We start from the raw sequence: 25,550 nt of genomic DNA, 5'->3' as shown, positions 1-25,550 counted from the left end.
AAAGTCACCGAATTCCGCAGGCGGATCAGCACAGCCCCGTCGCGCCGCCGACGCACGATCAAGGGGTGCGGCGCGTCAGCTGGCCGGCTCCAGGCCCGGCACCTCCTCAGCGATCCAGATCGGCTGCCAGGCCACCATCTCGTGGTAGCGGCGCAGCTCGAACAGCCCGGCGACCGACCCGCTCCAGGCCGCGTACGGCGGGTTGGCCTCGTCGAAGCCGCTCTGCACGAAGGTCAGCGTGGTCTTGCCACCGGACTCGGCCAGCTCCCACGTGCTGACGCCGGTGGGTCCCCAGTCGACGGACATCTTCCGACCCGGCTCCAGGTCGACGATCTTGGCCGCGTACCCGGCCTCGAAGCCGCCCATGGCGTACCGGCCGCCGACCCACGGCTCGATGCCGATCGGGTAGCCGAACCAGGCGCTGGCCTGCTCGGAGTCGGTCAGCGACTCCCAGACCTTGTCGGCGGGGGCGGCGATGACCAGCTCGCCGCGCAGGTCGGCGGAGGTGAAGTCGGTGCGGGGCAGCAGCGGCTGGCCCTCCAGGTGGGCGGCCAGGTTGGCGATGGACAGCGCCCAGTACGTCTGGAGCACACCCCGGATGCTGGAGCCGCTCATCGCCTCGGCGAAGTCGAAGTGGCTCTGGGTCAGCGTCAGCACGGTGGCGTCCGGGCCGTCGGCGGTGAGCTGGAACTCGGTGGTGGTCTCCACGCCGTCGAGCAGCCAGCCGAAGCGCAGCGTGTCGTCGTCAGCGTGCAGCAGCCGCTGGTGCGGGGCGTCGCCCTCGGGCGTGTAGCGGCCCCAGAACTCGTACCGCTGCGGCAGCTCGACCTCGGCGTGCTCGGCCAGCCAGAGTCGCAGCGCGGCGGGGTCGGTCAGGGCCTCGCGGACGCGTCCCACCGACGCGGAGAGGCGGGCCTGCACCTTCAACGGTTCACTCATGTTCGGTCCCTTTCGGATAGCAGGCCACGGCCAGCTTGAAGGCATCTCCTTCGCTGCCGCCGTAGCGGGTGAACAGATCCTGTAGTGCGGTCTGCAGGTCGTGCAGGAACTGCTGGCGCTGCTCCGCGGGCACCCGGATCTCGCCGGCCACCCCGATCGAGGGCAGCTCGGGCGCCGCCCGGTCCAGGGCGGCGATGTCGGCCTGGACCTCCTCCATCAGGTCGAGCAGGTAGCCCAGGCTCAGCTCGTCACGGGCGCGGCGCAGCCCGATCCGGCCGACCAGCCGCGGCGAGAGCCAGTACGACCGGGCGGCCGCCTGGTAGATGCCCTCGGTGATCCCGCGGACCTTGCGCTCGTTGACCAGCTCGACCAGGCCGGCCGCGACGAGCTGCTTGACGTGGTAGTAGACGCGCTGCGGCGTCTGGTCGAGTCGGGCCGCGACCTCGGTGCAGGTGCGCGGTTCGGCCAGTTGCCGCAGCACCTCGACGCGCTGCGGCTTGAGCAGGACTTCGGCCTGCTCGATCTGCTCCAGGTACAGGACATCTCTCATGGCAAAATAAGTTTGTACGTACAAAACTTGTTTGTCAATCGCTTCGCGAGAAGCCGCGCCGACTTTCTCGGCGCGGCTTCAGGCAACGGTCAGCGGATGGTCAGGGCAACCAGTCGGGACGCAGCGGGTAGCCGTTCACCCCGTCCGGGCCGTTACGGGTCGCCAGCACCTGGTGCAGCTGGATGCCGTTGCGCTCGAACGCCATCCGCGACCCGGCCATGTACAGACCCCACACCCGGGCGGTGCCCGCGCCCACCTCGGAGACGCAGAAGTCCCAGTGCTCGACCAGGTTGCGACACCAGGCGGCCAACGTCAGCGCGTAGTGCTGACGCAGGTTCTCCTCGTGGTGCACCTCCAGCCCCGCGTCGTGCACCTCACTGATCAGGCGACCCGGGCCGGCCAGCTCACCGTCCGGGAAGACGTACCGGTCGATGAACGCCCCGGAGCGGTGCGGCGCCCGATTGTCCGCCCGGGTGATGCAGTGGTTGAGCAGCCGCCCGCCCGGTCGCAGCCGGTCCCGCAGAGCCCCGAAGTACGCCGGATAGTTGCGCACCCCGATGTGCTCGGTCAGCCCGATCGACGAGATGGCGTCGAACTGCTCCGCCGGCGCGTCCCGGTAGTCCAGGTGCCGCACCTCGGCCAGCCCGGTCAGCCCCTCCCGCTCGATCGCCGCCTGCGCCCACTGCGCCTGCGCCTTCGACAGGGTCACCCCGAGCGCCTTCACCCCGTACTCGCGGGCGGCGTGCCGCACCATGCCACCCCAGCCGCAGCCCACATCCAGCAGCCGCATCCCCTGCTTGAGCGCCAACTTGGCGGCGACCAGGTCGTACTTCGCCGCCTGCGCCTGCTCCAGGGTGTCGTCCGGCGACCGGTACACCGCGCAGGTGTACGTCATCGACGGGCCGAGCACCTTCTCGTAGAAGGCGTTCGACACGTCGTAGTGGTGCGAGATGGCGGTGCTGTCGCGCACCCGCGAGTGCCGCAGCCCGTTCATCACCCGCTTCCACCGCGGCAGCGCCTCCTGCGGTGGAGCTGGCGGCGGCATCAGCCGCTCCCACCCCAACCCGCGGACCAGCGCCAGCCCGTCTGCCAGCGACGGTGGCCGCAACCGCAGCTCGTCCTTGAGCACCCGCAACGCCTCGTACGGGTCACCCGGGTGCACCCCCTGCAACGCCAGGTCGCCGCTGACGTACGCCCGGGCCATGCCCAGATCACCGGGGGCGGTGAGCAGGTAGGACAATCCCCGCTCACTACGGATCGCCAGGGTGATGCCCGCGTCGGACGGGCCGACGGCGCTGCCGTCGTACCCCGTGATCCGCACCGGCAACGGCCCGGCGGTGACCGCGCGGACGACATCCGCGACGGTCGGACCCGCGTGCCGGCCCCCCGCCGGCGGGGTGGCGGGGACGCTCGCCGCCCCCTGGTCTCGGTCGGTCAGGCTCATGCTCGTGCTACCGCCTTTTCGTACAGTCCCGTCAGCCGGTGGTCCGGGTCGTAGCGGTCCTTCACCGCCCGCCACGTGTCGCCGCCGTAGAGGCGATCGAAGGCATCCCGGTCGTAGTACGCGTCGGAGTAGAGCGACTTGTGGCCGCCCGACTCCGACACCCTGCGTTCGATCGTGCGGTTGACGTCGCCGTCGGCGGCGCCCGGCGCGATCGGCACGCTCCCCCAGAACCCAATGTTGACGTAGTCCTGACCCGCGTGGAGCGGATACAGCGGCCAGGACCGCGCGGAACCGGGACCCGCCGGTTCACGCAGTCGCAACGGACACAGCCACACCGGGTTCATCCCCACGTTGGCCGCGAACCAGCGCAGGAAGTCGGCGGTACGTTCCAGCGGGATCTCCACGTCCTGCACGACCCGTTCCCGGGCGGGCTGGCCGCGCAACCGGTCGATCCGTGCCGCCACCTGGTGCCGATGCTCCAGGCGCACCAGCCGGTGGTAGAAGTCGCTACGCCGATACCGCGACGGCCACAGCCGGCGCACCACCGGGTGCTGCGCGCCGAACGCCGCCGAACACCAGAACCAGTCGGTGTCCCAGCGCCACAGATAGTCGTACGCGGTGAGCACGTCGCGGGTGCGCTGACGCAGCGACCGGTAGTAGATCGCCTGACCGGTGTAGTCGCTCGGCGGGTCCGCCGCGTCGGTGAACGTGGCCAGCACCAGGTACGCATCGCCGGGGCTGAACATCACCCCGTCCATCGCGTCGACCGGCTCACCGGCCCAGGCCCGGGTGGCGGTCACCTCGGCGATCGCGTCGGTGAGCGCCTCCAACTGGGTGAACCGGATGTTGCGCAACGCCACGTACCGACCGATCGGTTGCAGCTCGATGCGCAGCCGGGTGGCGTAACCGAGGCTGCCCAGCGAGTTGGGGAACGCGGTGAACAGGTCGGCGTGCTCTCCGTCCGGGCGGGCCGTGATGATCTCGCCGGTGCCGGTGAGGATGTCCATCTCCTGGACCGACTCGTGCGGCAGGCCGTTGCGGAACGAGGTCGACTCGATCCCGAGGCCGGTCACCGCGCCGCCCAGCGTGATGGTGCGCAACTGCGGCACCACCAACGGCATCAGCCCGTGCGGCAGCGTCGCGTCGACCAGATCCTCGTACGTGCACATGCCCTGCACATCGGCGGTGCGCCCGGTCGGATCGACCGAGAGCACCCGGTTGAGGCCACTGACGTCGAGGCCCGGGGTCCGCAGAGCGGACCGGGGGCGGAACAGGTTGGAGGTGCGTTTGGCGAGCCGGACAGGTTCGCCCGTGGGCACCGCGGCGTACGACCGCCGCAGCGTGTCCACCGCTTGAACATGGTCAATGGGGTGATCCACACGCTCCGCGCGCATGTGATCACCTTACGCCTGCACTCCGGAAACGGTGGGATGTCGACGGTGGCCGTTTCCCGTCCGGCAGCGGATGCGGCGGTTACCGTGGCGGGCATGCCATCGCCCGCGATCGTCGCCCTGGACTCCGCCGGACTGCCATACCGGCTGGTCAGCCACGGTGCGGTCGGCAGTCTGGCCGAGGCCGCCGCCGTCCGGGGCGTCGCCGTCGCCGACGTGGTCAAGACGATCGTGGTCCGTCGGGGTGAGGATGACCACCTGTTCGTGCTCACCCCCGGGGACCGGGTGATCTCCTGGCCGAAGCTGCGCGCCCTGCTCGGGGTGCACCGGCTCTCCATGCCCGACGCGGCCGGCGCCCTGGCCGCGACCGGGTACGAGCGCGGCACCATCACCCCGTTCGGCGCGAGCACGGCCTGGCCGGTGATCGCCGACGAACGGATTCGCGGCCGGCAGATCACCCTGGGTGCCGGCGAGCGTGGCCTCGCCGTCGCGATCGACGCGGATGCCGCGATCACCGCCCTCGATGCCACCGTGGCCGACGTCACCGATCCGCAGCCCACCCGCTGAGAGGTGCAGCCGACCCGCTGGGAGATGTCGTCGTCGGTGCGACGGCCTAGTGTTGGGGGCATGCCGAAAGCCGTGTGGAACGACCTGGTCATCGCCGAGAGCGACGACACCGTGCTGGTGGAGGGCAACCACTACTTCCCCCGCTCCGCCCTGCGCGACGACCTGATCCGCGAGTCCGCGACGCACACCGTCTGCCCGTGGAAGGGCACCGCCTCGTACTACACCCTCGCGCACGAGGGCAGCACCAGCGAGGACGCGGTCTGGTACTACCCGGAGCCCAAGCCGGACGCCGAGATGGTGCGTGACCGGGTGGCGTTCTGGAAGGACGTCCGGGTCGTCGACTGACCGCCCGGGCTGGCCGTGGCCGGCGGCGGTGGGTGAGGATGTCCCGTATGCCCGCGCCCGAGAATCGCCCCGACCCCGCCGGCACCGTCTACGGCGGCAGCCGACGGGCGGCGCGCTCCGGCCCGCTGGCCGATCCGCTGCTGCGGGTGGCGCTGGCGGTCGGGCTGGTGGGCGTACTCCTCGGGGTGGTCTTCGCCACCGGGCTGCTCGGCGGTGACGACGAGCCGGTGGTGCCGTCCACGGTCGGCGTGCCGTCCAGTGCGGCGGAGCCCACCACGCCGGCGGCCGAGCCGAGCCCGACGCCCTCGGTCGAGCCGTCGCCGACCCCCTCGGCGACCACCCCGGCCGCGCCGGCCACCGGGCCCCGGGTGCTGCGGTCGGTCTCCGGGCTCTGCCTGGGGCTCAACGGTGACGGTGAGAAGGCCGAGGCCGAGTTGGCCGTCTGCACCGGTGGCCCGGAGCAGCAGTGGGTGGTCAGCCCGATCGGCCCGGACACGGTGACGTTGACCAACGCCGCCCACGGGCAGTGCCTCGACGTCGAGGGCGGCAGCGGCGAGGACGGGGCACGGTTGCAGCAGTTCCCCTGCCACGGTGAGCCCAACCAGCAGTGGCGGCTGCCCGCCACCGGCGCCGGTCCGGTGCTGCTCGTGGCGGTGCACAGCGGCAAGTGCGGGCAGGTCGACGACGACGGGGTCGAGGCCGGGGACGACGTCCGGCAGCGGCCCTGTGACGGACGGCCAGCCCAACAGTGGATCGTGGGCTGACCGCCCGCTCAGCCCCGGTAGCTCCAGGCCCGGGGTGCGGTCGCGGCGGCCAGGACGGCCTCCGACACCGGTCGGCCCGGCCGGTGACGCAGCAGCAACGACAGACCGGCGGCACCGATCGACAGGGCGCCGGCCACGTACCAGGCCAGCGCGTAGTCGCCGAGCCGGTCCCGCACCAGCCCCGCACCCGTCGCCGCGACCGCCGCCCCGAGCTGGTGCGCGGCGAACACCCAGCCGAACACCACCGCTCCCGCGCCGCCGAAGTACTCGCGGCACAGCGCCACCGTCGGCGGCACGGTGGCCACCCAGTCCAGGCCGTAGAAGATGATGAACACCAGCATGCTCGGCCTGGCGGTGCCCGCGAACAGGCTCGGCAGCACCAGCAGCGACAGCCCGCGCAGCGCGTAGTAGGCGCCGAGCAGCAGCCGGCTGTCCACCCGGTCGGTCAGCCAGCCGGAGGCGATGGTGCCGACGATGTCGAGCAACCCGACCAGCGCGAGCAGCCCCGCCGCCGTGGTCTCGGCCATGCCGTGGTCGTGCGCGGCCGGCACGAAGTGCGTACCGACGAGGCCGTTGGTGGTCGCGCCGCAGATCGCGAACCCGCCGGCCAGCAGCCAGAACGGCCGGGTCCGGGCCGCGGCGGCCAGCGCGCCCAACGCCCGGCTCGCCGCGCCGCCGGCCGGCGGCGGCGCCGCGACGACCTCGGTCGCGCCATAGGCCGGCAGCCCGAGATCCGCCGGGTGCTCGCGCAGCAGCCACACCACCAGGGGTACGACCACCAGCGCGGCTCCGGCCACGACGAGCGCCGCCGTGCGCCAACCGTGGTCGCGCACCAGCACGGCGATCAGCGGCAGGAAGACGAGTTGCCCGGCCGCGCCGCCGGCGGTCAGCACACCGGTGACCAGGCCCCGGCGGTGGACGAACCAGCGACCGGTGATGGTGGCCACGAACGCCAGGGCCATCGAGCCGGTGCCCAGACCGACCAGCACACCCCAGCAGAGCCACAACTGCCAGCTCGCGGTCATGAAGACGGTCAACCCGCTGCCCGCGGCGACCAGCAGCAGCGCCACCGAGACCACCCGACGGATGCCGAACCGGTCCATCAGCGCGGCGGCGAACGGCGCGGTGAGCCCGTAGAGCAGCAGGTTGACCGAGACGGCGGCGGAGATGGTGGCCAGTGGCCAGCCGAACTCCTCGTGCAGGGGGTGCAGCAGCACCGACGGTGTGGCGCGGAAACCGGCCGCGCCGACCAGCGCCACGAAGGCGACGGCGGCGACGAGCCAGGCGGGATGCAGGCGGCGGTTCTTGGTCACGCGACAAGTCTGGGCGGCACCGAGGACGGCGGCGAGTGGCCGGAAAGCCATCATGCGCAATAATCGGGCCATGAGCGTACGCCCGCACCGGATCGCCGTCCTCGCCCTCGACCACGTCGTCGGCCTGGACCTGGGCACTCCGTCCCAGGTCTTCAGCACCGCCCGGGGCACCGACGGGGCACCCTTCTACGACGTGCGGGTGTGCACCCCGGGCGGGCAGCCGGTCCGCAGCACCGCCGGCTTTCAGGTGGTCCCCGACCACGGTCTGGAGCTGCTCGAGACCGCCGACACGGTGATCGTGCCGGGCATCCACGCCGGCAGCGCGTTGACCTCGGGCATCGTCGAGCCGGAGGTGGCCGAGGCGCTGCGCGCGGCGTACGAGCGGGGCGCCCGAATCATGTCGATCTGCACCGGTGCGTTCGTGCTGGCCGCCGCGGGCCTGCTCGACGGGCGTCGGGCGACCACCCACTGGGCGTACGCCGAGCAGTTCCGCCGCCTGCACCAGCGGGTGGACCTCGACCCGGGAGTGCTCTTCATCGTCGACGACCGGGTGCTCACCTCGGCCGGAGTGGCCGCCGGCATCGACCTCTGCCTGCACGTCATCCGCCTCGACCACGGCAGTGAGGTGGCCAACCGGGCGGCCCGCCGCTGCGTGATGCCGCCGTGGCGCGACGGCGGGCAGGCGCAGTACATCGAACAGCCGGTGCCGAAGGTCAGCGACGCCAGCACCGCGACCGCCCGCGAATGGGCCCGGCAGCGGCTGCACGAGCCGATCGCCCTGCGCGACCTGGCCGAGCAGGCCCGGATGAGCGTGCGCACCCTCACCCGGCGGTTCCGGTCGGAGACCGGGCTGAGCCCGGCACAGTGGCTGCTGCAACAGCGCACGGACCACGCGCGGCTGCTGCTGGAGACGACGGACCTCACCGTGGACCAGATCGCCCACCGCAGCGGCTTCGGCACCACGGCCGCCCTGCGCCAACAACTCCACCAGCGCATCGGCGTGGCGCCCTCGACCTACCGCCGCACCTTCCACCCCCGCGCCGAGCTGATCAACGGCTGACCCGCCACCCGCTTCCCGCTTCCCGCTTCCCGCTTCCCGCGACCCGCTTCCCGCGACCGTGCACATGCTGTCGCCCGGTTGCCGGGCTTCTCCGGTCGGGGGGCAGTACTACTTCGAGCGTGATGCCTGTGAGTCATCTTGATGACTCACAGGCATCACGCTCAATAGACCAGGACGGCCCCACCCTGACCGGCCGGCGCACGACCGCCGCTGCTCAGGCCCGGAGCAGGTGTAGTTGGGACTGGTGTTTGGGGAGGTGGACCCGGGCGTGCAGGTCGAGGGTGCGGGACCAGGGCAGCGGCTCGTCGACGACGAGGTCGAAGCCCTCGCGTAGATGCGTCTCGACCGGGGTTTCCACGGCCAGGCCGAGCCGGTCGACCAGGGCGCACAGGCGGTCGCTGGTGCCGTGCAGCAGCGCCGTCACGCCGCGTAGACCGCCCTGCTCGGCGACCAGCGCGTCGAGCTGCGGCCGGTGCACGTCCTCCTCCAGCTCGTAGTAGGCGAACGGCGACCCGGCCAGCAACGCCTCGGTGGCCTGGATCATCAGCTCGTCGTTGGCCACCAGATGCGCGACGATCTGCTCGGCGCTGAGCTGCCCCTCCGGCGCCGCCCCGAACGAACCCGCGTCAATCTCCGCGAACACCGCGCCGTAGGCCCGCCGCAAACCCCCGCTCTCCATCCCCCCAGTCAACCCGTCCCGGCGCGGGTTAGCGGCGGGATTGGCGGGAGCGGAGGTAGTCGCTGACCACGTACTCGCCCAGGTCGTCGGTGTCCGGGGTGAACATGCGGCCACGGCTGCGGCGGGCCACCGCGTCGACGAAGCGCCGCAGGCCCGGGTCGTCGCCGAGCATGAACAGGTTGAGCGTGGCGCCGTAGCGGCTGAGCCGGTCCACCTCACGGACCGTCGCCTCGATCGTCTCCGGCAGCGGCGGCCAGTGGAACAGCGCCTCCCCGTCGTCCGGGTCCAGGTGGGCGGTCGGTTCGCCGTCGGTGACCACCAGCACCACCGGCTCGGCGTCCGGGTGTCGACGCAGGTGCCGTCCGGCCAGCCGCAACGCATGCTGGAGGTTCGTGCCCTGCTCCATGTCCGGCTCGACGGCCGCCAACTCCTGCTGGGTGAGCGTCATCGCCTCCCGGCCGAACCCGACGATCTGCAACGCGTCCTGCGGGAAACGGGTCTCCATCAGGTGCGCCAGCGCCAGCGCCGTCTGCTTCATCGGCCCCCAACGACCCTGGGAGATCATCGAGTACGACAGGTCGACGCAGAGCACCACCGCGGCGGAGGCCCGCTTCTCGGTCTCCACCACCTCGAAGTCGTCCACGGCGAGTTGCAGCGGGACCGTCGGCCCGGCCCGGCGAACCGCCCGGGTCAGCGTGCGGACCACGTCCAGCGGCTGCTCGTCGCCGTACTCCCAGGGGCGCGACGCGCCGCTGACCTCGCCCGCCGCACCCGCCGAGCGGAGGTCGTGCTGGCCGCGTGGCCCGGCGGTCAGCTCGGCGAAGACCCGCCGCAGCGCGGTCCCGCCGAGCCGGCGCAGCGCCTTCGGGCTCAGCGTGAGCCCCTCCGCGTCCCGACTCACCCAGCCCTGCCGGCGCAGCTCGCGCTCCAGCTCGCGCAGGCGGCGGACGTCGTCGGCGGCGTCCCGGCCCAGTGTCCGGGCCACGGCGTCGACGTCCACGTCGTCGAGGGTGGCCCCGGGGTGCTCCTGGTCGAGCTGATCCAGCAGGTCGTCCAGGTCGCCGATCTCACCCAACGCGCCGGCCGCGTCGGCGTAGCCCAGCGGCTGCTCGCCGCGGACCCGCTCGCCGCGCCCCCACCGCAGATCGGGCCGCAGCGCCCGCAGGTTCGCGTCGAGCGCGGACAGCTCCCCGGCGAGGCGGTCGCCGAGCGACTGCTGCATCAGGCCGGCCAGCTCGGCCCGCTGCCGGTCGGACAGCGAGTTCATCAGCCGCTCGCCGGCCGCCGAGCGGCGGGCGAGGACGTCGATCAGCTCGTCCACGGTCTCCGGCTTCTCCGGGAAGAAGTCGCCGTGCCGGCGCATGAACTCGGCGAACGCGTCGGTGGTGTCCTCCGCGCGGGCGTGCCGGGCCAGCAGGTCGTTCAGGTCGCCCATCATCTCGGCGAGCCGCTGCTGGGCGGCCGGGTCGGCCGAGGCGCGCACCGCGTCGCGCAGCCCGGCGAACCGCTGACCGAGGACGTCGTCGCGGAGCTGGTCGAGGATCTGCTGGTACGAGCGGCGGGCATCGTCGCTGGCCCACTGGTAGCCGGACAGCTCCTCCACCGCACGAGCGGTGGAACGGGGCAGGTTGTCCAGCACCGACTCGGCGAACCGCGCGGCGTCGTCGTCGCGACCCCGCAGCTCGTCCCGCTCGGCGGCGAGGGCCTGGTCGAGCAGTGCCTGTGCGCGGGTCACCGCGCCGTCCAGATCACCCCGACGCAGCGCCTCTCGGCGTAGCCGCCGGGCCCGGGCGGCCAGGTCGTCCAGGCCACCGCGTCCCTGCGGACCACGGCGCAGCAGATCACGCAGCGCCTCCCGCAGGCTGCCGCCGGCCAGCACCTCGGCGCCGACCGCGTCCACCGCCTCACGCACGTCGTACGGGGGTGCGAGCGGGTCGGGCCCGCCGTTCCACTGCCCGTACCGGAACCGGTTGCCGGCCACGGTCAGCCCCGGCCGCCGTAGACGGTGCGCCCCGAGTCGGTGACGTCCTTGCCGAGCCGTCGGGTGAGGTGCAGTCCTTCCAGCACGAACTCGACGGCGGCGGCGGCCTCCTCCGGGGTGGGCGCGTCACCCAGGCCGAGCCGGTCCAGGACCTTCGCCAGGCCGGGTACGGTGCCGACCTGGCGCAGCAGTTCGGCGGAGCTGACCAGCTCTCCGGTCTCGATGGCGGCGCCGTCGTCGACCAGGGCGGTGAACCCGGACAGGTCCAGCCCGGCCAGGTGCGCCCGGAACGTCTCGGCGGTCGCGGTCCGCAGCAGGTGGGCGAGAATCTCGATCTCCCGCCCCTCCTCGCCGCTTTCGAACTCCACCTTGCCCCGCAACGTGCTGGTCACCGACACGGCGTCACCGACGCGCGCCACGGCGGCCTCGGGGCGGTCCTCCGGGGTGCCGACGGCGGCGAGCAGGCCGGCGCGGCGCAACGCGGCACCGGCGACGGTCTCGGCGGCGGCGATGGCGAACCGGGCGGAGACGCCGGAGCGCGGATCCACCGACGGCGACTCCCGCACCGCGCGGGCGAAGCGCGCCAGCACCTCCAGTACGTGCTCCGGCACGTCGGCGACCAGGTCAGCCTCCTGGCGGATCAGCGCCAGCTCCAACTCCAGGTCGACCGGGTAGTGGGTACGGATCTCCGCACCGAACCGGTCCTTCAGCGGGGTGATGATCCGACCCCGGTTGGTGTAGTCCTCCGGGTTGGCGCTGGCCACCAGCAGCAGGTCCAGGGGGAGGCGCAGCTGGTAGCCGCGGACCTGGATGTCCCGCTCCTCGAGCACGTTGAGCAGGGCCACCTGGATGCGTTCGGCCAGGTCGGGAAGTTCGTTGACGGCGAAGATGCCCCGGTTGGTGCGCGGCACCAGCCCGAAGTGGATCGTCTCCGGGTCACCGAGGGTACGACCCTGGGCGATCCGGATCGGGTCGACGTCACCGATCAGGTCACCGACGCTGGTGTCCGGGGTGGCCAACTTCTCGCCGTAGCGCATCGAGCGGTGCAGCCAGCCGACCGGCAGGTCGTCGCCGGCCTCCGCGACCTGGGCGCGGGACGCCGGGGTGAGCGGGTGCATCGGGTGCTCGTTGAGGACCGAGCCCGCAATCACCGGGGTCCACTCGTCGAGCAGGCCGCCGAGTGCGCGGATCAGTCGGGTCTTGCCCTGGCCGCGCTCGCCGAGCAGCACCATGTCGTGCCCGGCGAGCAGGGCCCGCTCGACCTCGGGCAGGACGCTGTCGTCGTAGCCGACGATGCCGGGAAAACGGGGCTCGCCGGAACGCATCCGGGCGATGAGGTTGTCGCGGAGTTCCTGCTTGACGGTGCGGTACTGGTGACCGGCCGCCCGTAGCGCGCCGAGCGTGCCGGGCAGGTCGGCCGGTGGAACCGGGATTACCGGGTTAGGCGCAGTCACCCGACCCACGCTAGCTCACATTTACCACGGCGCCCCGGGCATCGCGGGGCGCCCCCACCGCCGGAATCACGCCCGGTCGCAGCGCCGGCACGCGCCGCGGCGACGCAGGTGGTACGCGTACGTGGCCGCACCGAGCGCCACACCCCACACCGGCCAGAGCAGCATCGGCGCCCCGGTCAGGCTGATCCCGCCGGTGAGTTCCCAGAACGTGGGGTTGCTGAGCAGTCCCAACGAGGCCGCGGTCACCGCGATGGCGACCAGCGTGGCCGGCACCACGGCCAGCGTCACCGGCACCCGGCGACCGGCGAGCCCGACCATCCAGCGGGGGAACCGTTCGCCCCAGCTCTGCACCAGCCCGAGGGTGAGGATCGCGCCGACGGTGGCGAACGCCCCCAACCCGAACCCGGCCCACACCAGCCCGGTGTCCTGCATCTCGGTCAGGAACTCCCGGGAGATGCCCAGCGGAATGCCGGCCGCCCAGGCGAACCGGGTCGACGCGTACGCCAGCGGGATGGCCGCGGCGATGCCGGCGGCCCACCGACCCCAGCGCGTGGCGGCGGCCGGGGTGGTCCAGCCCTGGTCGGTGTCGTCGCGGCCGCACCCGACGCAGGATCCGGCGGTACGGCGCTGCCAGGCGAGCACCGCACCGGCCAGCAGCAGCCCACCCGCCGTCCCGCCCGTCCAGCGGGCCGAACTGTTCCCGGCTGGTCAGTTCGACGCCGATGCCGAACTGCTGGGCGATGAACGCCAACGCCATCGGCAGGGCGCTGAACAGCGCGATCATCACCAGAGCGCCGACGATGAGGTGCGTGGCGATCCAGAGCGCGCTGCGCAGCCGGGTCTCCCGGTCGCCACGGTGGCCCGGTGCGGGTTCGGGCAGATCGACGCCGAGCAACGCCCGTACGGCGGCGATCTCCAGGGCCCGGCTGCCGTCCAGCAGCAGCGGCACCACGGCGATCAGCGCCGCGATCACCAGCAGGGCGTACACGAGGGGGCGGGGGATCTCCGAGTCGGCGAGCAGCTGGGCGAAGATCACCGCGAGCAGCCCGTACGGCAGCGCCAGCACCCCGCCTAGCAGCAGGAACACTCCGCGCCGCCAGGTGGTGCCGGCAACCAGCGGGCCCAGCGCCGCTCGGAAGCTCATCCGGTCATTCTGCTGCCGCGTCCCGGGGTGCGACTCCCCCGCACCGGGGAGATCTCAGCGGTGGTCGGCGACGTACTCCTTCGGGTCCTTGTCGCGGAACGGCAGGTTACGGCCGTTCTTGTGCTCGCCGTAGAAGGTCAGCCAGCGTTGGCCCAGCTCGGCGCGCAGTTCGAAGCTGGCGTGCCGGCGGAAGTCGGGCAGCGCCTCGTCCTCCTCCTCGGCCAGGTGTTCGCTGTTCTCCCGGCGGGCCGTGCCGACCGCCTCCCACCAGGGCTTCGAGCCGACCGGGTGCAGCTTCGACTCGGCGATGGCGTCGCGGATCTTGTTGTGGTCGCCGATCGCGTCGGCGGTCTCGTCCTCGCCGTCGTCGCCGTGCTTCACCAGGTGCGGGTAGAGGATCGCCTCCTCCGCCTCGGCGTGGATGTCGAGGTGCAGGTTGAGGGCGTCCCAGATGGCGAGCAGTTCCTGCTCGTCGCGGGCATCGTCGAGGCGGGCGAAGCCGCGCCGGAAGGCGGCGTGGTCGTCCAGGATCAACGCGGTGATGTCGTCCACTGTGCTCACTTTCCCCATGGCCCGGCGAGGCGGGCGAACCGCATGGCGTCGAAACTACCCCGATGTCCCGGTTCGCACACCCGATCCCCGGCACCATCGGCCGGAGCTAGGCTCATGATCGTGACCTACCTCGCCGCGGATGACCGCTACGACACCATGACCTACCGGCGCAGCGGACGCAGTGGCCTGCGGCTGCCCGCCGTCTCGCTCGGGCTGTGGCACAACTTCGGCCCGGATCGCCCGTTCGACCGGCAGCGTGACATCGTCCGGCGCGCCTTCGACCTGGGTGTCACCCACTTCGACCTGGCCAACAACTACGGGCCGCCGCCCGGCTCGGCGGAGCAGAACTTCGGCCGGCTGCTCGCCACCGACCTCAAGCCGTACCGCGACGAGCTGGTCATCTCCAGCAAGGCCGGCTACCTGATGTGGCCCGGCCCGTACGGCGAGTGGGGCTCGCGCAAGAACCTGATCTCCTCGCTGGATCAGTCGCTGGCTCGGATGGGGCTCGACTACGTCGACATCTTCTACTCGCACCGCTTCGACCCGGACACCCCGCTGGAGGAGACGATGGGCGCGTTGGACGCCGTCGTGCGCTCCGGCAAGGCGCTCTACGTGGGCATCTCGAACTACAACTCGGAGCAGACCGCTCGTGCCGCCGCGATCCTGCGTGAGCTGGGTACACCGCTGCTGATCAACCAGCCGTCGTACTCGATGCTCAACCGCTGGACCGAGGACGACGGCCTGCTCGACACGCTGGAGCAGGTCGGGGCGGGGTGCATCGCGTACAGCCCGCTGGCCCAGGGCCTGCTGACCGACCGTTACCTGGGCGGCATCCCGGCGGACTCGCGGGTGCGCACGAGCGTCTTCCTCAACGAGAGCGACCTCAGCGAGGACAGGATGGCCACCATCCGGGGGCTCGGCGCGGTCGCCGAGCGGCGCGGCCAGTCCCTCGCGCAGCTCGCTCTCGCGTGGGCGCTGCGGGACCCGCGGATGACCAGCCTGATCATCGGGGCGAGCAGCGTGGAGCAGCTGGAGACGAACATCGCCGCGCTCGACAACCTCGACTTCACCGGCGAGGAACTGACCGAGATCGACGGCCTCCTGGGCTGATCGGTGCGGGCGGCCCGGGTCACCAGATCCGGCGCCGCCCGGCCCGGTGGTTGCGTACCTCGCACTGCCGGCCGACCGGGGCGGCGGCGCTGCGACGTCGCCGGCTCGCGCCGATCAGCAGTGCCAGCACGAGCACGACAGCGGCGCCGGCCAGCACCGGCCAGCGGGCGCTGAGGTTGGTCACCGACGCCACCGAGACGCCCGGGTCGGCCGCCGCCGCCACCGCCTGCTCGGTGGCGGGCGGCCGGCTCGCGGGGGTACGCGGAGCAGCCGGCGCGCTCTTCGCCGCGCCACTTTTCGCCGTGCCGCTCTTCGCCGTGCGGAACACCACGTCCGAGCAGGAGTAGTAGGTGTCCGGGGTGTTGGAGTTCTGCCAGATCGTGTAGATGAGGTGCCGCCCCTCGCGGCCCGCCGGCAGTCGACCCGCCAACTGGTACGCCCCGGCCCGCACCGGCGGGTCGGTCACCGTCAGGAAGGGGCGCGCCTCCAGGTCCGCCCAGGTGAGCCGTGCGCGGGGGTCGTAGTCGGGCCGGGTGACGTAAAGCCGGAAGGCGCCCCGGTGCTCGATGGTGGTCCGGTACCGGAAGGTGAACGTCGCGCCGCTGGTCACCTCGGTGGACGGCCAGTCGGTCCGGGGCAGGTCCAGTCCCCGGTACGCGGACAGCCCGCCGCTGCACAGCTCGCCGTCCGGGATCCGTTCCCGGTCCCGGCCGTTGATCGCGGCGACCCGCACGTTGTCCCACTCGCGGACGGCGGCGCCCGCCTGGACAGCGGCCCGGCAGGCGGCGGTGGCCGCGTACCGGCCCTCGGGTCCGCAGGCCGCGGCCCGGCTGATCGGGTCGGTCGGGGCGCCGTGCGCGGCGGCGGGCGTGGCGGACAGCGGCACCGTCGCGGCAGCGACCAGTACGGCGGCGAGCACTCGGCGCATGGTCATGACGTGACCTCCCAGCAGTGGTACGGGCGCGGGGGGCCAAAGGTTCGACGCCGGATGGCCGGGAATCCGGCGGGGGTGCCCAGCGTTTCGATACTCGGAACCGCTTGCACCGAGGAGGCAGACATGAAGGTACGTAGCTCGTTGCGTGCACTGAAGCAGAAGCCGGGTTCGGTGGTGGTCCGCCGTCGTGGCCGGGTGGTCGTGGTGAACCGCGCGAACCCGCAGTGGAAGAGCCGCCAGGGCTGATAACCCCCCAACCGGACACACAGTCGACGAACGCCCCGACCGGGTCACTCCGGTCGGGGCGTTTTCGCGTACCCGGACGCCCGTGACAACGGGGGAAAGACCTACCGTTGGTGGCATGGACGGCGACAACCCGCTCGGGGAGTTCCTCCGGGCCCGACGTGAGCTGGTCCGGCCGGACGACGTCGGCATCGGCGCCGGCGCGGGCCTGCGCCGGGAAGAGGTCGCCCTGCTCGCCGGCATCAGCTCGGACTACTACCTGCGGCTGGAGCAGGGCCGGGACCGCAACCCGTCGGTGCAGGTCCTGGAGGCGCTCGCCCGCGTGCTGCGACTGGACCCGGACGCCACCGCCCACCTGGTCCGCCTGGGCCAGCAGCGGGTCTCACGCCGGTCGACCCGGGCGGCCGCCGCCCACGCCCGGACGTCGCCGCCGGCCCAGGTCCCGCTGAGCATCCGGCAGCTCATCGACGGCTGGCCCAGCAACCCGGCGTACGTCCAGACCCGGTTCTTCGACGCCGTCGCGGTGAACTCCCTGGCGACGGCGCTGTCGCCGAACTAGGGTGCCTCGGAAGAGTCGGCCCGGTGAGGGGGACCTCGTGTTCATCTTGGAGCTGTCCTTCGGCGACGACCCCGACCGGCTCGCCGCCCGACCGGCGCACCGGGAGCGTCTCCAGGCCCTGCACGGGGAGGGCCTGCTCGTGATGGCCGGGCCGTTCTCCGACGATTCCGGCGCGCTGCTCGTCTTCGACGTCCCGGACGCCGAGGCGTTCGCCGCGATCGTCGCCGAGGACCCGTATTACCGCACCTCGGGAGTGACGATCGTCAGCCAGCGGGAGTGGTCACCGATCATCCGCTAGGTGCCGGCCGCGCCCGCGCGGCCTCGCGGATCCAGTCACAGCCATCGATGGCTTGTCAATGTTAGCGGTAACAGCTACCGTCGCCGCAGAGGCGAAGGGCACGCTTCCACGCTTCACCGGGCCCGCACCGGCCGCCGACGCGGCCCACGGGCAACACGGCAGGTCACTCCGGGCGTCCCGGTCGGCGTCGCACGCCACCGGGTCAGGCTGACCGCCCGATTCACCGCGAGCCAACTCCGCACACCCCCCTCGGGTCCGCCGCGACGGCACATGCCGTCGGGACGGCCGGACCACCATCACAGGCGCCACCATGGCGAGGAGTTCCCTGATGAATTCGCAGTACCTCCGAACAGCACGCCGGCGGGTCGCCCTCGTCGTCGGCGCGGTGCTCGCGCTGCTCACAGCGGGCCTGATGGTCGCCGGCAACGCCCAGGCGGCGGCCGGCTGCCAGGTGACGTACGCCGTGCCGTCGCAGTGGCAGGGTGGCTTCACCGCCGACGTGAAGGTCACCAACCTCGGCGACGCGGTCAACGGCTGGAGCCTGACCTGGACGTTCCCGTCCGGCCAGCGGGTCACCCAGGCGTGGAACGCGACGGTAACGTCGTCGGGCGACCAGGTCACCGCGCGGAACATGAGCTACAACGCGGCCATCGCCACGAACGCGACGGTCTCCTTCGGCTTCAACGGATCATGGTCGGGCGGTAACACCGCACCGACGTCGTTCGCCCTCAACGGGGTCACCTGCACGGGGACCGTCGGCACGCCGACCCCGACACCGACCCCCACCGATCCCCCACCACCGGCCGGTGACGCGATGGCGACGGTGGCGGCAATGCAGCCCGGCTGGAACCTCGGCAACACCCTCGACGCCATTCCCGACGAGACAGCGTGGGGCAACCCGCTGGTCACCCAGGCCCTGTTGCGCCAAATCAAGTCGCAGGGCTACAACAGCATCCGGATCCCGGTGACCTGGAGCAACCACCACGGACCGGCCCCGACTTACACCATCGACGCGGCCTGGATGGGCCGCGTACGCCAGATCGTTGACTGGGCGCTGGCGGAGGGCCTGTACGTGCTGGTCAACCTGCATCACGACTCCTGGCAGTGGATCAACGGCTATCCCGGTGACCGGACGACCGTCATGAACCGCTACACCGCGCTGTGGACCCAGATCGCCACCACGTTCCGCAACCACTCATCGAAGCTCGTGTTCGAGAGCATCAACGAACCGCAGTTCACCGGCACGTCCGGCGACGCCCAGAGCGACGAGGTGCTGCGCGAGCTGAACGTCGCGTTCGTCCTCCTCCTGCGCCAGTCCGGCGGGAACAACGCCACCCGGCTGCTGGTGCTGCCCACCCTGAACACAAACTCCAACCAGGCCCAGCTCGACGCGTTGGCGACCACGATCAGCCAGCTGGGCGACAGGAACATCGCGGCGACCGTCCACTTCTACGGATGGTGGCCGTTCAGCGTCAACATCGCCGGCGGCACCCGCTACGACGCCAACGTCGAGCAGGACATGGTCGACGGCTTCGACCGGGTGCACGACACCCTCGTCGCCCGGGGCATCCCCGTGATCGTCGGCGAGTGGGCCCTGCTCAGCTACGACTACACCCGCCCCGGCATCATCGAACGCGGCGAACTGCTCAAGTACTTCGAGGCGGTCGGCTACCAGGCGCGGATCCGCAAGCTCACCACCATGCTCTGGGACGCCGGCTCGTTCCTCAACCGCAACGACCTGCAGTGGCGCGACCCCGGCCTGTACGCGCTGATGAAGGCGAGCTGGACCACCCGTTCGGCCACGGCGTCGTCGGACCAGATCTACGTACGCCGGAGCGGCACCATCACCAGCAGGTCCCTCACGCTGAACCTCAACGGCGCCTCGTTCCGGAGCCTGCGCCACGGCAGCACCGTCCTGACCAACGGCACCGACTACACCGTGTCCGGCAACACGTTGACCCTGACCAGCGCGGCGCTGACCCGGCTGGTCGGCAACCGCGCGCCGGGCGTCAACGCCAGCCTGGAAGCGACCTTCTCGCAGGGTGTGCCGTGGTCGATCAGCATCATCTCCTACGACCCCCCGACGCAGACCGCTGCAAACGGGACGACCAGCTCACTCGTCATCCCCACCCAGTTCCGCGGTGACCAGCTCGCCACCATGGAGGCCACGTACGCCGACGGCAGCCCCGCCGGCCCGGCCAACTGGACCTCGTACAAGGAGTTCTGGAGCAGCTTCCAACCCGACTACGGCGCGAACACGATCATCATGAAGCCGGAGTTCTTCGCCGAGGTCAACGACGGTGTGGTCACCCTGACGTTCCACTTCTGGAGCGGCACGCAGATCACGTACCGCGTGACGAAGGCCGGTACGTCGGTGACCGGCAGCCCCGCCTGACCCGCAGGTCGGGTGCAGCACAGACAGCGGCCCGGTTGATGATCATCAACCGGGCCGCTGGCCTGTCTTCGCAAGGTGGAGCCGAGGGGACTCGAACCCCTGACCCCCACACTGCCAGTGTGGTGCGCTACCAGCTGCGCCACGGCCCCTTGCGGTCGTCCCGGTCGCCCGGGCACTGGGAAACTATACACAGACCGGCCGGCATGGTCATCTCGCGGGGGTCACCGCCGGGCCGGGGTCAGTTCAGCGCCACGTCCGGAGGGAAGTGGGCGACGGCGGCCATCATCCCGCCCTGCCGGCGCAGCACCATCGGCCACAGGTCGTCCGGCCGGTCGACGAAGGCGTCACCGGGCAGCGCGTCCAGCACGAACCAGGAGCCGTCCGCGATCTCCTGCTCCAACTGCCCGCTGCCCCACCCCGAGTAGCCGGCGAACACCCGGATGCCGCCGATGCTCTCCCGCAGCCGCTCCGGGTCGACCGACAGGTCGATCGTGCCGACCGCCCCGGAGACCTGGTGGAACCCCTTGACCCGGCGCATCGGGTGCCGCATCCGGGCCAGGCAGATCGCCGAGTCGGGCTGCACCGGGCCGCCCTCGAAGAGCACCGCCGGGTGGCGGGCCAGGTCGCTCCAGTCGCCGAGCACGTCGGCCACCGGCACCTCGGTGGCCCGGTTCAGCACCACGCCGAGCGCGCCGCCCGGCTCGTGGGCGACCAGCAGCACCACCGTACGGTCGAAATTCGGGTCCTTGAGCGCCGGAGTCGCGACCAGCAGCCGCCCGGTCATCGACTCCATCGCTCGTCCGCCGATCGCCTGGCCCTCTCCCTGCATCTCACACACCCGTCAACCGTGAGCCCGCACCGGGGATCCGTCACCCACCGGATCCGCACGGTGCACCGGGATCAGCCGCGCTGTCAACGCCATGCCTGGCACCATAGCCTGCGTCCCGGGCGCTGGCTAAGGTCTGACCGGCAGGTGATCGGACAGTTGAGACGGAGGGTCAATGGCACCGACGGCGGACGTGGCGGTGATCGGCGGTTCGGGCCTGTACGCGCTCCTCGACGGCACCACGCATGAGCTGGACACCCCGTACGGCCCACCGTCGGATGCGGTGACCATCGCCGAGGTCGCCGGGCGGCGGGTCGCGTTCCTGCCCCGGCACGGTCGCGACCACCGGTATCCACCGCACCTGATCCCCTACCGGGCCAATCTCTGGGCGTTGCGCTCCCTGGGCGTACGCCAGGTGCTCGCCCCGTGCGCGGTCGGCGGGCTGCGCCCTGAGCTGGGGCCGGGCACGTTCGTGGTGCCGGACCAGCTGATCGACCGGACCAGCGGTCGGGCGCAGACCTACTACGACCGGGGCGCGGTGCACGTGCCGTTCGCCGACCCGTACTGCCCGAACGGCCGGCGTTCGCTGCTCACCGCCGCGGTGGGCCGGGACGTCTCAGCCGTGGACGGCGGCACGGTGGTGGTGGTCGAGGGCCCCCGGTTCTCCACCCGGGCCGAGTCGCGTTGGTTCGCCTCGATCGGCGGCACTGTCGTCAACATGACCGGCCACCCGGAGGCGGTCCTCGCCCGGGAACTGGCCGTCTGTTACTCGTCGATTGCGCTGATCACCGATCTGGACGCCGGGGTGCAGGCGGGCGAGTCGGTGACGCAGGACGAGGTGTTCCGGGTCTTCGCGGCGAACACCGACCGGCTGCGGGACGTGCTGCTGGACGCGCTGGCGGCGTTGCCGGCCGCTCAGGACTGCGCCTGTGGCCGGGCGCTGGACGGCATCACCCTGCCCTTCGCGCTGCCCTGAGCCGACGCGCCCACGAGCGCGTCGCCACGGACGCCCGGGAAACGCCCGAAAGGTCCGTCACATCCCGATAGATTCGGTTGATCGGGAGGGCGACCACGGTCGCCCCTGCGCGCGATACGGAGGCAGGCGGCGATGGCAACGGTCCGGGACGCCACGTACGACGTGCTCCGCACCCTCGGCATGACCACCGTCTTCGGCAATCCCGGCTCCACCGAGGAACCGTTCCTGCGGGACTTCCCGGCCGACTTCCACTACGTCCACGCCCTGCACGAGGCGACGGCGGTCGCCATGGCCGACGGCTACGCCCAGGCCGCCGGTGTGCCCGCGCACGTCAACCTGCACACCGCCCCGGGCACCGGCAACGGCATGGGCAACCTGGTCACCGCCTGGCACAACAAGACCCCACTGATCGTCACCGCCGGCCAGCAGACCCGGGAGATGCTGCTGCTCGAACCACGGCTGACCAGCCGCCGCGCCACCGAGCTGCCGCAGCCGTACGTCAAGTGGGCCTACGAGCCGGCCCGGGCGCAGGACATCCCGGCGGCGGTGCTGCGGGCGTACGCCACCGCGGTGCAACCGCCGGCCGGCCCGGTCTATCTCTCGCTGCCGATGGACGACTGGGCCCAGCCGGCCGGCACGACGCCCGAGCAGCGCTCGGTGGCCACCCGGTTCGGCCCGGATCCGCAGCGGCTCGACGAGTTCGCCCGGATGCTGGCCGGCAGCCGCGACCCGGTGCTGGTGTTCGGGCCGGGAGTGGACCGTTCGGGCAGTTGGGCGAGCGCGGTCGCGCTGGCCGAGCGGCTGGCCGCACCGGTCTGGTCGGCGCCCGCACCGGAGCGGGCCGTCTTCCCGGAGGACCACCCGCACTTTCGTGGGGTGCTGCCGTTCGCGATCGGGCCGCTGGCCGAGGCGCTGAGCGGCCACGACACGGTGCTCGTCGTCGGCGCCCCGGTGTTCCGCTACTACCCGTACGTGCCGGGCGAGCACCTGCCCTCAGGCACCCGTCTGCTGCACGTCACGGACGACCCGGACGAGGCCGCCCGCGCGCCGGTCGGCGACAGCCTGCTCGGCGACCCCGGGCTGACCCTGGCCGCGCTGCTCGACCGGATACCGCAGACCGACCGGCCCGCCCCGGCACCCCGCGCCACGCCGGCGGCGCCGGAGGTGACCGTGCCGTTGAGCGCCGACGCCCTGTTCGCCGCGCTGGCCGCGCACTGGCCGACCGACGGGGTGCTGGTGCAGGAGTCACCGTCCAACCTGGCCGCGCTGCGCCGCCAGCTGCGGGTCACCCGGCCCGCGTCGTACTTCACGATGGCCAGTGGTGGCCTCGGCTACGGTCTGCCGGCCGCGATCGGCGTGGCGCTGGCCGAGCGGGACACCGGGCGGGGTCGGCCGGTGGTGGCGGTGATCGGCGACGGCTCGTTCCACTACTCGGTGCAGGCGCTGTGGACGGCCGCGCGCCTGGCACTGCCGGTGGTGGTCGTCGTCCCGGTCAACCAGCAGTACGCGATCCTCAAGGCGTTCGCCGAGCTGAAGGAGACGCCCGGGGTGCCCGGCCTGGATCTGCCGGGGCTGGACATCACCGCCATCGCGGCCGGCTACGGCTGCGCCACCGAGGTGGCCGAGACACCCGACCAGCTCGGCGCGGCGCTCGCCGCCGGGCTGCGCGCCGACCGTCCCACCGTCCTGCCGGTGCCGATCAGCACCGACGTGCCCAGCATCCTCTGACCCGGTCCACCTCAGCGCGCGGCGATCGACAGCGGAGCTCCGGTGAAGGCGTCCAGCACCGGCCGGGCACCCAGGGGTGCCGCGAGGGTCACCGTGACCGGTTCGAGTTTGAGCAGGTCGATGCAGACTCCGGTGGATCGGGTGACGGCGCCACCGACCACCACGGCGTCGGGTCCTTCCCGCACCAGCGGTGTGATCCCGGTGTCGCAGGCGCCGACGCCGAGCCGGACGGTCACCCGTGCCCCGTCGACGGCCACCAGGTCCTGCGCACCGACCAGCCCGTCCGGCAGGGGCCGGGGCGGCACGGTGGGCTCGGGGACCGCCGTCACCGCCGTCGGCGCGACGGCGAGCCGGGCCACCGGGACGGCCAGTTCCTCGATCGTGAACAGCCAGGCCGGCACCCGCGCCTCGCCCCGGCTGGTGTGGACCGGCACGGCCCCCAACGTGACGCCGGTGACGGTCAGCGGCAGGCAGGCGGTCTGCGTCGTGCTGGTGGCCCAGCCGTCCGGTCCTGGTTCGACGGTGGGGCCACCGGGGCTCGGCAGGCCGGGCCGTTTCGGTCGCCCGGGGCAGGGTGGCGGATCACCCTGGTCGAGTTGCCGGTACGCCTCGACCGCGTTGACCAGCGGCACGGTGAGGCGACCGTCCGGGAACTGGATCTCCCCGCCGACCCGCATGGGCGTGATCGGGACCTGCTCGCGGTACCAGCCGGCCCGGAACGCCGCCTCGGTGTCGGGAGTGAAGCGTGGATCGCCGACAAGCACGGTCGGGCCCTGCAACGGGACGTACCCGCTTCGCCAGCTCGCGTCAGGCCGCCACGCCTGCGCGACCTCGGTGGCCCGCTGGTCGAACGCCGCCGACCGCTCTGCCGGATCGGTGGGCCCGACCGCCGGGCCGGCGCCAGTCGGGGCGCAGCCCGCGGCGAGCAGCAGCGGGAGTACGAGCAGCAGAGCCGGTCGACGCATGCCGGTTCGACGCGCCCGTCGACACCCCGGTTCCCGGGCCGACGCTCAGGTTTCGCCACCCAGATCCGTCTGGTACGCCTGCCAGAGCAGGTCGGCGCCGCGTCGCCGATGGCGGGCCAGCGTCCGCAGCAGGTACCCGGCCCGGTGCCGCACCTCGTCGGGGCTGGCGTCGCAGTGCTCGGCCAGCCGTCGCACGGCCCGGAGGGCGGCGACGATCCCGGCGTGCTCCCGGGTCAACAGCCGTACCCCGTGGTGCAGGCGGGGCGAGTGGGCGAGCAGCTCCCGGTAGAGACCGGCCGGGCCCTCGGTGACCCGGACGTGCTCGGCGAAGCGTTGCTCGACCGGTCGCAGGCGGAGCAGCACGTCCTCGCGCCAGCGCGGCTCGGACGTCGCGACGGCGACCGCCCGGGCGAGGGCGTGCACGTCGCCGGCGAGCCCGGCGGGCCGGGGCTCGCCGGGAAGACCAGCGGGGTACGGATCGGGAGCGGAGAGCACGTGTGACGGCTGGTGGACCGGACCGGTGACCATGGCACCTCCCGCGCGGCGCTGCTACCCCATACCGCGATGGTGAACCCGCCCGCCGTCCCTGTCCAGGGGCTCAAGAGCCCCCATCTGCTCCTTCGGTCACCGTCCCCGCGTCCTTCCGCCGAGCGGGTCCGGCGATGCGCTCAGTCGCCTGACGGGCGCTCCGCCAGGCGGCGCAGCTCGCCGGCCACGTCGCCATCGGGTCGGTCGTCGGGTCGGCTCGCCGCGATCGCGTCGGCCAGCGCCCGCAACTCGGACGGCGGCAGGGTGGGCAGCCCCATGCCCCGCAGCGGCACCGTGACCTGGCGCCCGCTGTCCCGATCGGTGGCGACGAGGCTCGGTGACCGGTGCCCGCGCGCTAGCGGGTCGTCGACCGCCTCGCGGTGCGACGCGACCTCGATCCGGGCCGTGGCGAGGTCGACGGTGCGGGTGCGCAACGCGCCGCGCACCCGCAGCGAGCTGCCGTCCAGCCAGGCGGCCGTGCGGAGCACCCGCAGCACGAGGTAGACGCCGAGCAGGACGAACGGCAGGCCGCACAGCCCGATGAACGGGCCGGAGCCTCCCGAGCCGCCGCCGGACTCCCGCAACGCGGGCGGCAGCATCCCCGGCGGCAGGTCGCGAGCCTCCTCGTATGAGGCGAGCGCGTCACCCGGGCCGGTCAGCCGACGCAGTAGCCCGCCAGCGATCAGGGGCAGCAGCACGAACGCCGCACCGACGCCCGCCACCAGGACGCCGACCACCATCGCGACGGCACGCCGGCCGGGCGGAGCGCCGACCGACAGGCGCAGCTGCTGGTTCGTCACACCGG

27 protein-coding genes and 1 tRNA gene are annotated in these 25,550 nt (G+C 72.4%); 12 read left to right on the top strand and 16 right to left on the bottom strand.

Going from position 1 to position 25,550, the window contains the following annotated elements; translation table 11 throughout:
- Positions 1–75: 75 nt before the first annotated feature.
- The 4 genes from AB0H52_RS00575 to AB0H52_RS00560 form a co-directional block, all read right to left on the bottom strand.
- Entirely contained in the window at positions 76–939 is an 864-nt protein-coding gene (locus AB0H52_RS00575) for an SRPBCC family protein (protein ID WP_151487600.1), read from the bottom strand.
- Positions 932–1,489 carry a helix-turn-helix domain-containing protein gene (locus AB0H52_RS00570; RefSeq protein WP_151487601.1) on the bottom strand — a complete coding sequence of 186 codons (558 nt, stop codon included), beginning with the start codon at positions 1,487–1,489 and terminating at the stop codon, positions 932–934. The genes AB0H52_RS00575 and AB0H52_RS00570 overlap by 8 nt, the downstream gene beginning before the upstream one ends.
- 100 nt (positions 1,490–1,589) lie before the next feature.
- The gene (locus tag AB0H52_RS00565; protein WP_151487602.1) at positions 1,590–2,933 is read right to left on the bottom strand and encodes a class I SAM-dependent methyltransferase; all 1,344 of its coding nucleotides are present in this window, start codon (positions 2,931–2,933) and stop codon (positions 1,590–1,592) included.
- A complete protein-coding gene (locus AB0H52_RS00560; RefSeq protein ID WP_151487603.1) occupies positions 2,930–4,327 on the bottom strand; it encodes an FAD-binding oxidoreductase in 1,398 nt (465 codons plus the stop codon). Before AB0H52_RS00560 ends, AB0H52_RS00565 begins: the two co-directional genes overlap by 4 nt.
- 93 nt (positions 4,328–4,420) lie before the next feature.
- On the opposite strand from AB0H52_RS00560, the gene AB0H52_RS00555 reads away from it, so the two are divergent.
- The 3 genes from AB0H52_RS00555 to AB0H52_RS00545 are packed head-to-tail and all read left to right on the top strand — an operon-like array spanning position 4,421 to position 6,000.
- Positions 4,421–4,891 carry a YbaK/EbsC family protein gene (locus AB0H52_RS00555; RefSeq protein ID WP_192580077.1) on the top strand — a complete coding sequence of 157 codons (471 nt, stop codon included), beginning with the start codon at positions 4,421–4,423 and terminating at the stop codon, positions 4,889–4,891.
- Positions 4,892–4,951: 60 nt separating this feature from the next.
- The gene (locus AB0H52_RS00550) at positions 4,952–5,236 is read left to right on the top strand and encodes a DUF427 domain-containing protein (protein WP_151487605.1); all 285 of its coding nucleotides are present in this window, start codon (positions 4,952–4,954) and stop codon (positions 5,234–5,236) included.
- Positions 5,237–5,283: 47 nt separating this feature from the next.
- Complete coding sequence (locus AB0H52_RS00545) at positions 5,284–6,000, top strand: RICIN domain-containing protein (protein WP_151487606.1); 717 nt, start codon at positions 5,284–5,286, stop codon at positions 5,998–6,000.
- Between the two features lie 8 nt (positions 6,001–6,008).
- Here the strand turns inward: AB0H52_RS00545 and AB0H52_RS00540 are convergent, their stop codons facing one another.
- Positions 6,009–7,313, bottom strand: coding sequence for an MFS transporter (locus tag AB0H52_RS00540; RefSeq protein WP_151487607.1), 1,305 nt, complete (start codon positions 7,311–7,313; stop codon positions 6,009–6,011).
- A 52-nt stretch (positions 7,314–7,365) separates the two neighbouring features.
- On the opposite strand from AB0H52_RS00540, the gene AB0H52_RS00535 reads away from it, so the two are divergent.
- Positions 7,366–8,373 carry a DJ-1/PfpI family protein gene (locus AB0H52_RS00535; protein ID WP_151487608.1) on the top strand — a complete coding sequence of 336 codons (1,008 nt, stop codon included), beginning with the start codon at positions 7,366–7,368 and terminating at the stop codon, positions 8,371–8,373.
- Between the two features lie 214 nt (positions 8,374–8,587).
- Here the strand turns inward: AB0H52_RS00535 and AB0H52_RS00530 are convergent, their stop codons facing one another.
- Genes AB0H52_RS00530 through AB0H52_RS00515 form a run of 4 tightly spaced genes read right to left on the bottom strand, consistent with a single transcriptional unit; the run spans position 8,588 to position 13,129 of the window.
- Entirely contained in the window at positions 8,588–9,052 is a 465-nt protein-coding gene (locus tag AB0H52_RS00530; RefSeq protein WP_151487609.1) for a hypothetical protein, read from the bottom strand.
- A 28-nt stretch (positions 9,053–9,080) separates the two neighbouring features.
- On the bottom strand, positions 9,081–11,033 hold the full coding sequence (locus AB0H52_RS00525) for a VWA domain-containing protein (protein WP_151487610.1): 1,953 nt from the start codon (positions 11,031–11,033) through the stop codon (positions 9,081–9,083).
- A 2-nt stretch (positions 11,034–11,035) separates the two neighbouring features.
- A complete protein-coding gene (locus tag AB0H52_RS00520) occupies positions 11,036–12,496 on the bottom strand; it encodes a sigma 54-interacting transcriptional regulator (RefSeq protein WP_357944266.1) in 1,461 nt (486 codons plus the stop codon).
- A 57-nt stretch (positions 12,497–12,553) separates the two neighbouring features.
- Positions 12,554–13,129 (bottom strand): hypothetical protein, encoded by a 576-nt coding sequence (locus tag AB0H52_RS00515; RefSeq protein ID WP_192580078.1) that lies wholly within the window; start codon positions 13,127–13,129, stop codon positions 12,554–12,556.
- 163 nt (positions 13,130–13,292) lie between these two features.
- Between AB0H52_RS00515 and AB0H52_RS00510 the strand changes: the two genes are divergently transcribed.
- A complete protein-coding gene (locus AB0H52_RS00510; RefSeq protein WP_192580079.1) occupies positions 13,293–13,562 on the top strand; it encodes a hypothetical protein in 270 nt (89 codons plus the stop codon).
- A 123-nt stretch (positions 13,563–13,685) separates the two neighbouring features.
- Here AB0H52_RS00510 and AB0H52_RS00505 read toward each other — a convergent pair whose 3' ends face one another.
- Entirely contained in the window at positions 13,686–14,201 is a 516-nt protein-coding gene (locus AB0H52_RS00505; RefSeq protein WP_225854078.1) for a hemerythrin domain-containing protein, read from the bottom strand.
- Between the two features lie 96 nt (positions 14,202–14,297).
- On the opposite strand from AB0H52_RS00505, the gene mgrA reads away from it, so the two are divergent.
- Complete coding sequence (gene mgrA, locus AB0H52_RS00500; RefSeq protein WP_151487613.1) at positions 14,298–15,293, top strand: L-glyceraldehyde 3-phosphate reductase; 996 nt, start codon at positions 14,298–14,300, stop codon at positions 15,291–15,293.
- Positions 15,294–15,312: 19 nt separating this feature from the next.
- Here the strand turns inward: mgrA and AB0H52_RS00495 are convergent, their stop codons facing one another.
- Positions 15,313–16,227 (bottom strand): lytic polysaccharide monooxygenase, encoded by a 915-nt coding sequence (locus AB0H52_RS00495; RefSeq protein WP_151487614.1) that lies wholly within the window; start codon positions 16,225–16,227, stop codon positions 15,313–15,315.
- A gap of 123 nt (positions 16,228–16,350) precedes the next feature.
- On the opposite strand from AB0H52_RS00495, the gene AB0H52_RS00490 reads away from it, so the two are divergent.
- The 4 genes from AB0H52_RS00490 to AB0H52_RS00475 all read left to right on the top strand — a co-directional run bounded on the left by AB0H52_RS00490 (position 16,351) and on the right by AB0H52_RS00475 (position 19,722).
- On the top strand, positions 16,351–16,473 hold the full coding sequence (locus AB0H52_RS00490; protein WP_030490864.1) for a 50S ribosomal protein L36: 123 nt from the start codon (positions 16,351–16,353) through the stop codon (positions 16,471–16,473).
- A 115-nt stretch (positions 16,474–16,588) separates the two neighbouring features.
- On the top strand, positions 16,589–17,029 hold the full coding sequence (locus AB0H52_RS00485; protein WP_151487615.1) for a helix-turn-helix transcriptional regulator: 441 nt from the start codon (positions 16,589–16,591) through the stop codon (positions 17,027–17,029).
- A 37-nt stretch (positions 17,030–17,066) separates the two neighbouring features.
- Positions 17,067–17,327, top strand: coding sequence for a YciI family protein (locus AB0H52_RS00480; RefSeq protein WP_151487616.1), 261 nt, complete (start codon positions 17,067–17,069; stop codon positions 17,325–17,327).
- 328 nt (positions 17,328–17,655) lie between these two features.
- The gene (locus AB0H52_RS00475) at positions 17,656–19,722 is read left to right on the top strand and encodes a cellulase family glycosylhydrolase (protein ID WP_151487617.1); all 2,067 of its coding nucleotides are present in this window, start codon (positions 17,656–17,658) and stop codon (positions 19,720–19,722) included.
- A gap of 76 nt (positions 19,723–19,798) precedes the next feature.
- Here AB0H52_RS00475 and AB0H52_RS00470 read toward each other — a convergent pair.
- Positions 19,799–19,871, bottom strand: a tRNA-Ala gene (locus AB0H52_RS00470).
- A gap of 89 nt (positions 19,872–19,960) precedes the next feature.
- Entirely contained in the window at positions 19,961–20,551 is a 591-nt protein-coding gene (locus AB0H52_RS00465; RefSeq protein ID WP_151487618.1) for a YqgE/AlgH family protein, read from the bottom strand.
- Positions 20,552–20,723: 172 nt separating this feature from the next.
- On the opposite strand from AB0H52_RS00465, the gene AB0H52_RS00460 reads away from it, so the two are divergent.
- Positions 20,724–21,524, top strand: coding sequence for an S-methyl-5'-thioadenosine phosphorylase (locus AB0H52_RS00460; RefSeq protein WP_151487619.1), 801 nt, complete (start codon positions 20,724–20,726; stop codon positions 21,522–21,524).
- Positions 21,525–21,656: 132 nt separating this feature from the next.
- A complete protein-coding gene (mdlC, locus tag AB0H52_RS00455) occupies positions 21,657–23,252 on the top strand; it encodes a benzoylformate decarboxylase (RefSeq protein WP_357944257.1) in 1,596 nt (531 codons plus the stop codon).
- A gap of 11 nt (positions 23,253–23,263) precedes the next feature.
- Here the strand turns inward: mdlC and AB0H52_RS00450 are convergent, their stop codons facing one another.
- From AB0H52_RS00450 to AB0H52_RS00440, 3 genes are all read right to left on the bottom strand, one after another.
- Positions 23,264–24,217, bottom strand: a complete 954-nt coding sequence (locus AB0H52_RS00450) for a hypothetical protein (protein WP_357944254.1) — start codon at positions 24,215–24,217, stop codon at positions 23,264–23,266.
- A 45-nt stretch (positions 24,218–24,262) separates the two neighbouring features.
- Positions 24,263–24,745, bottom strand: a complete 483-nt coding sequence (locus AB0H52_RS00445) for a hypothetical protein (RefSeq protein WP_151487622.1) — start codon at positions 24,743–24,745, stop codon at positions 24,263–24,265.
- A gap of 140 nt (positions 24,746–24,885) precedes the next feature.
- Entirely contained in the window at positions 24,886–25,545 is a 660-nt protein-coding gene (locus tag AB0H52_RS00440) for a hypothetical protein (RefSeq protein ID WP_151487623.1), read from the bottom strand.
- Between the last annotated feature and the right edge of the window lie 5 nt (positions 25,546–25,550).

This window comes from Micromonospora sp. NPDC050695 (genome assembly GCF_040654415.1).
Classification (GTDB): Bacteria; Actinomycetota; Actinomycetes; order Mycobacteriales; family Micromonosporaceae; genus Micromonospora.
Note: the sequence above shows the minus strand (reverse complement) of the source record. Positions and strands in the feature narration are given on the sequence as shown.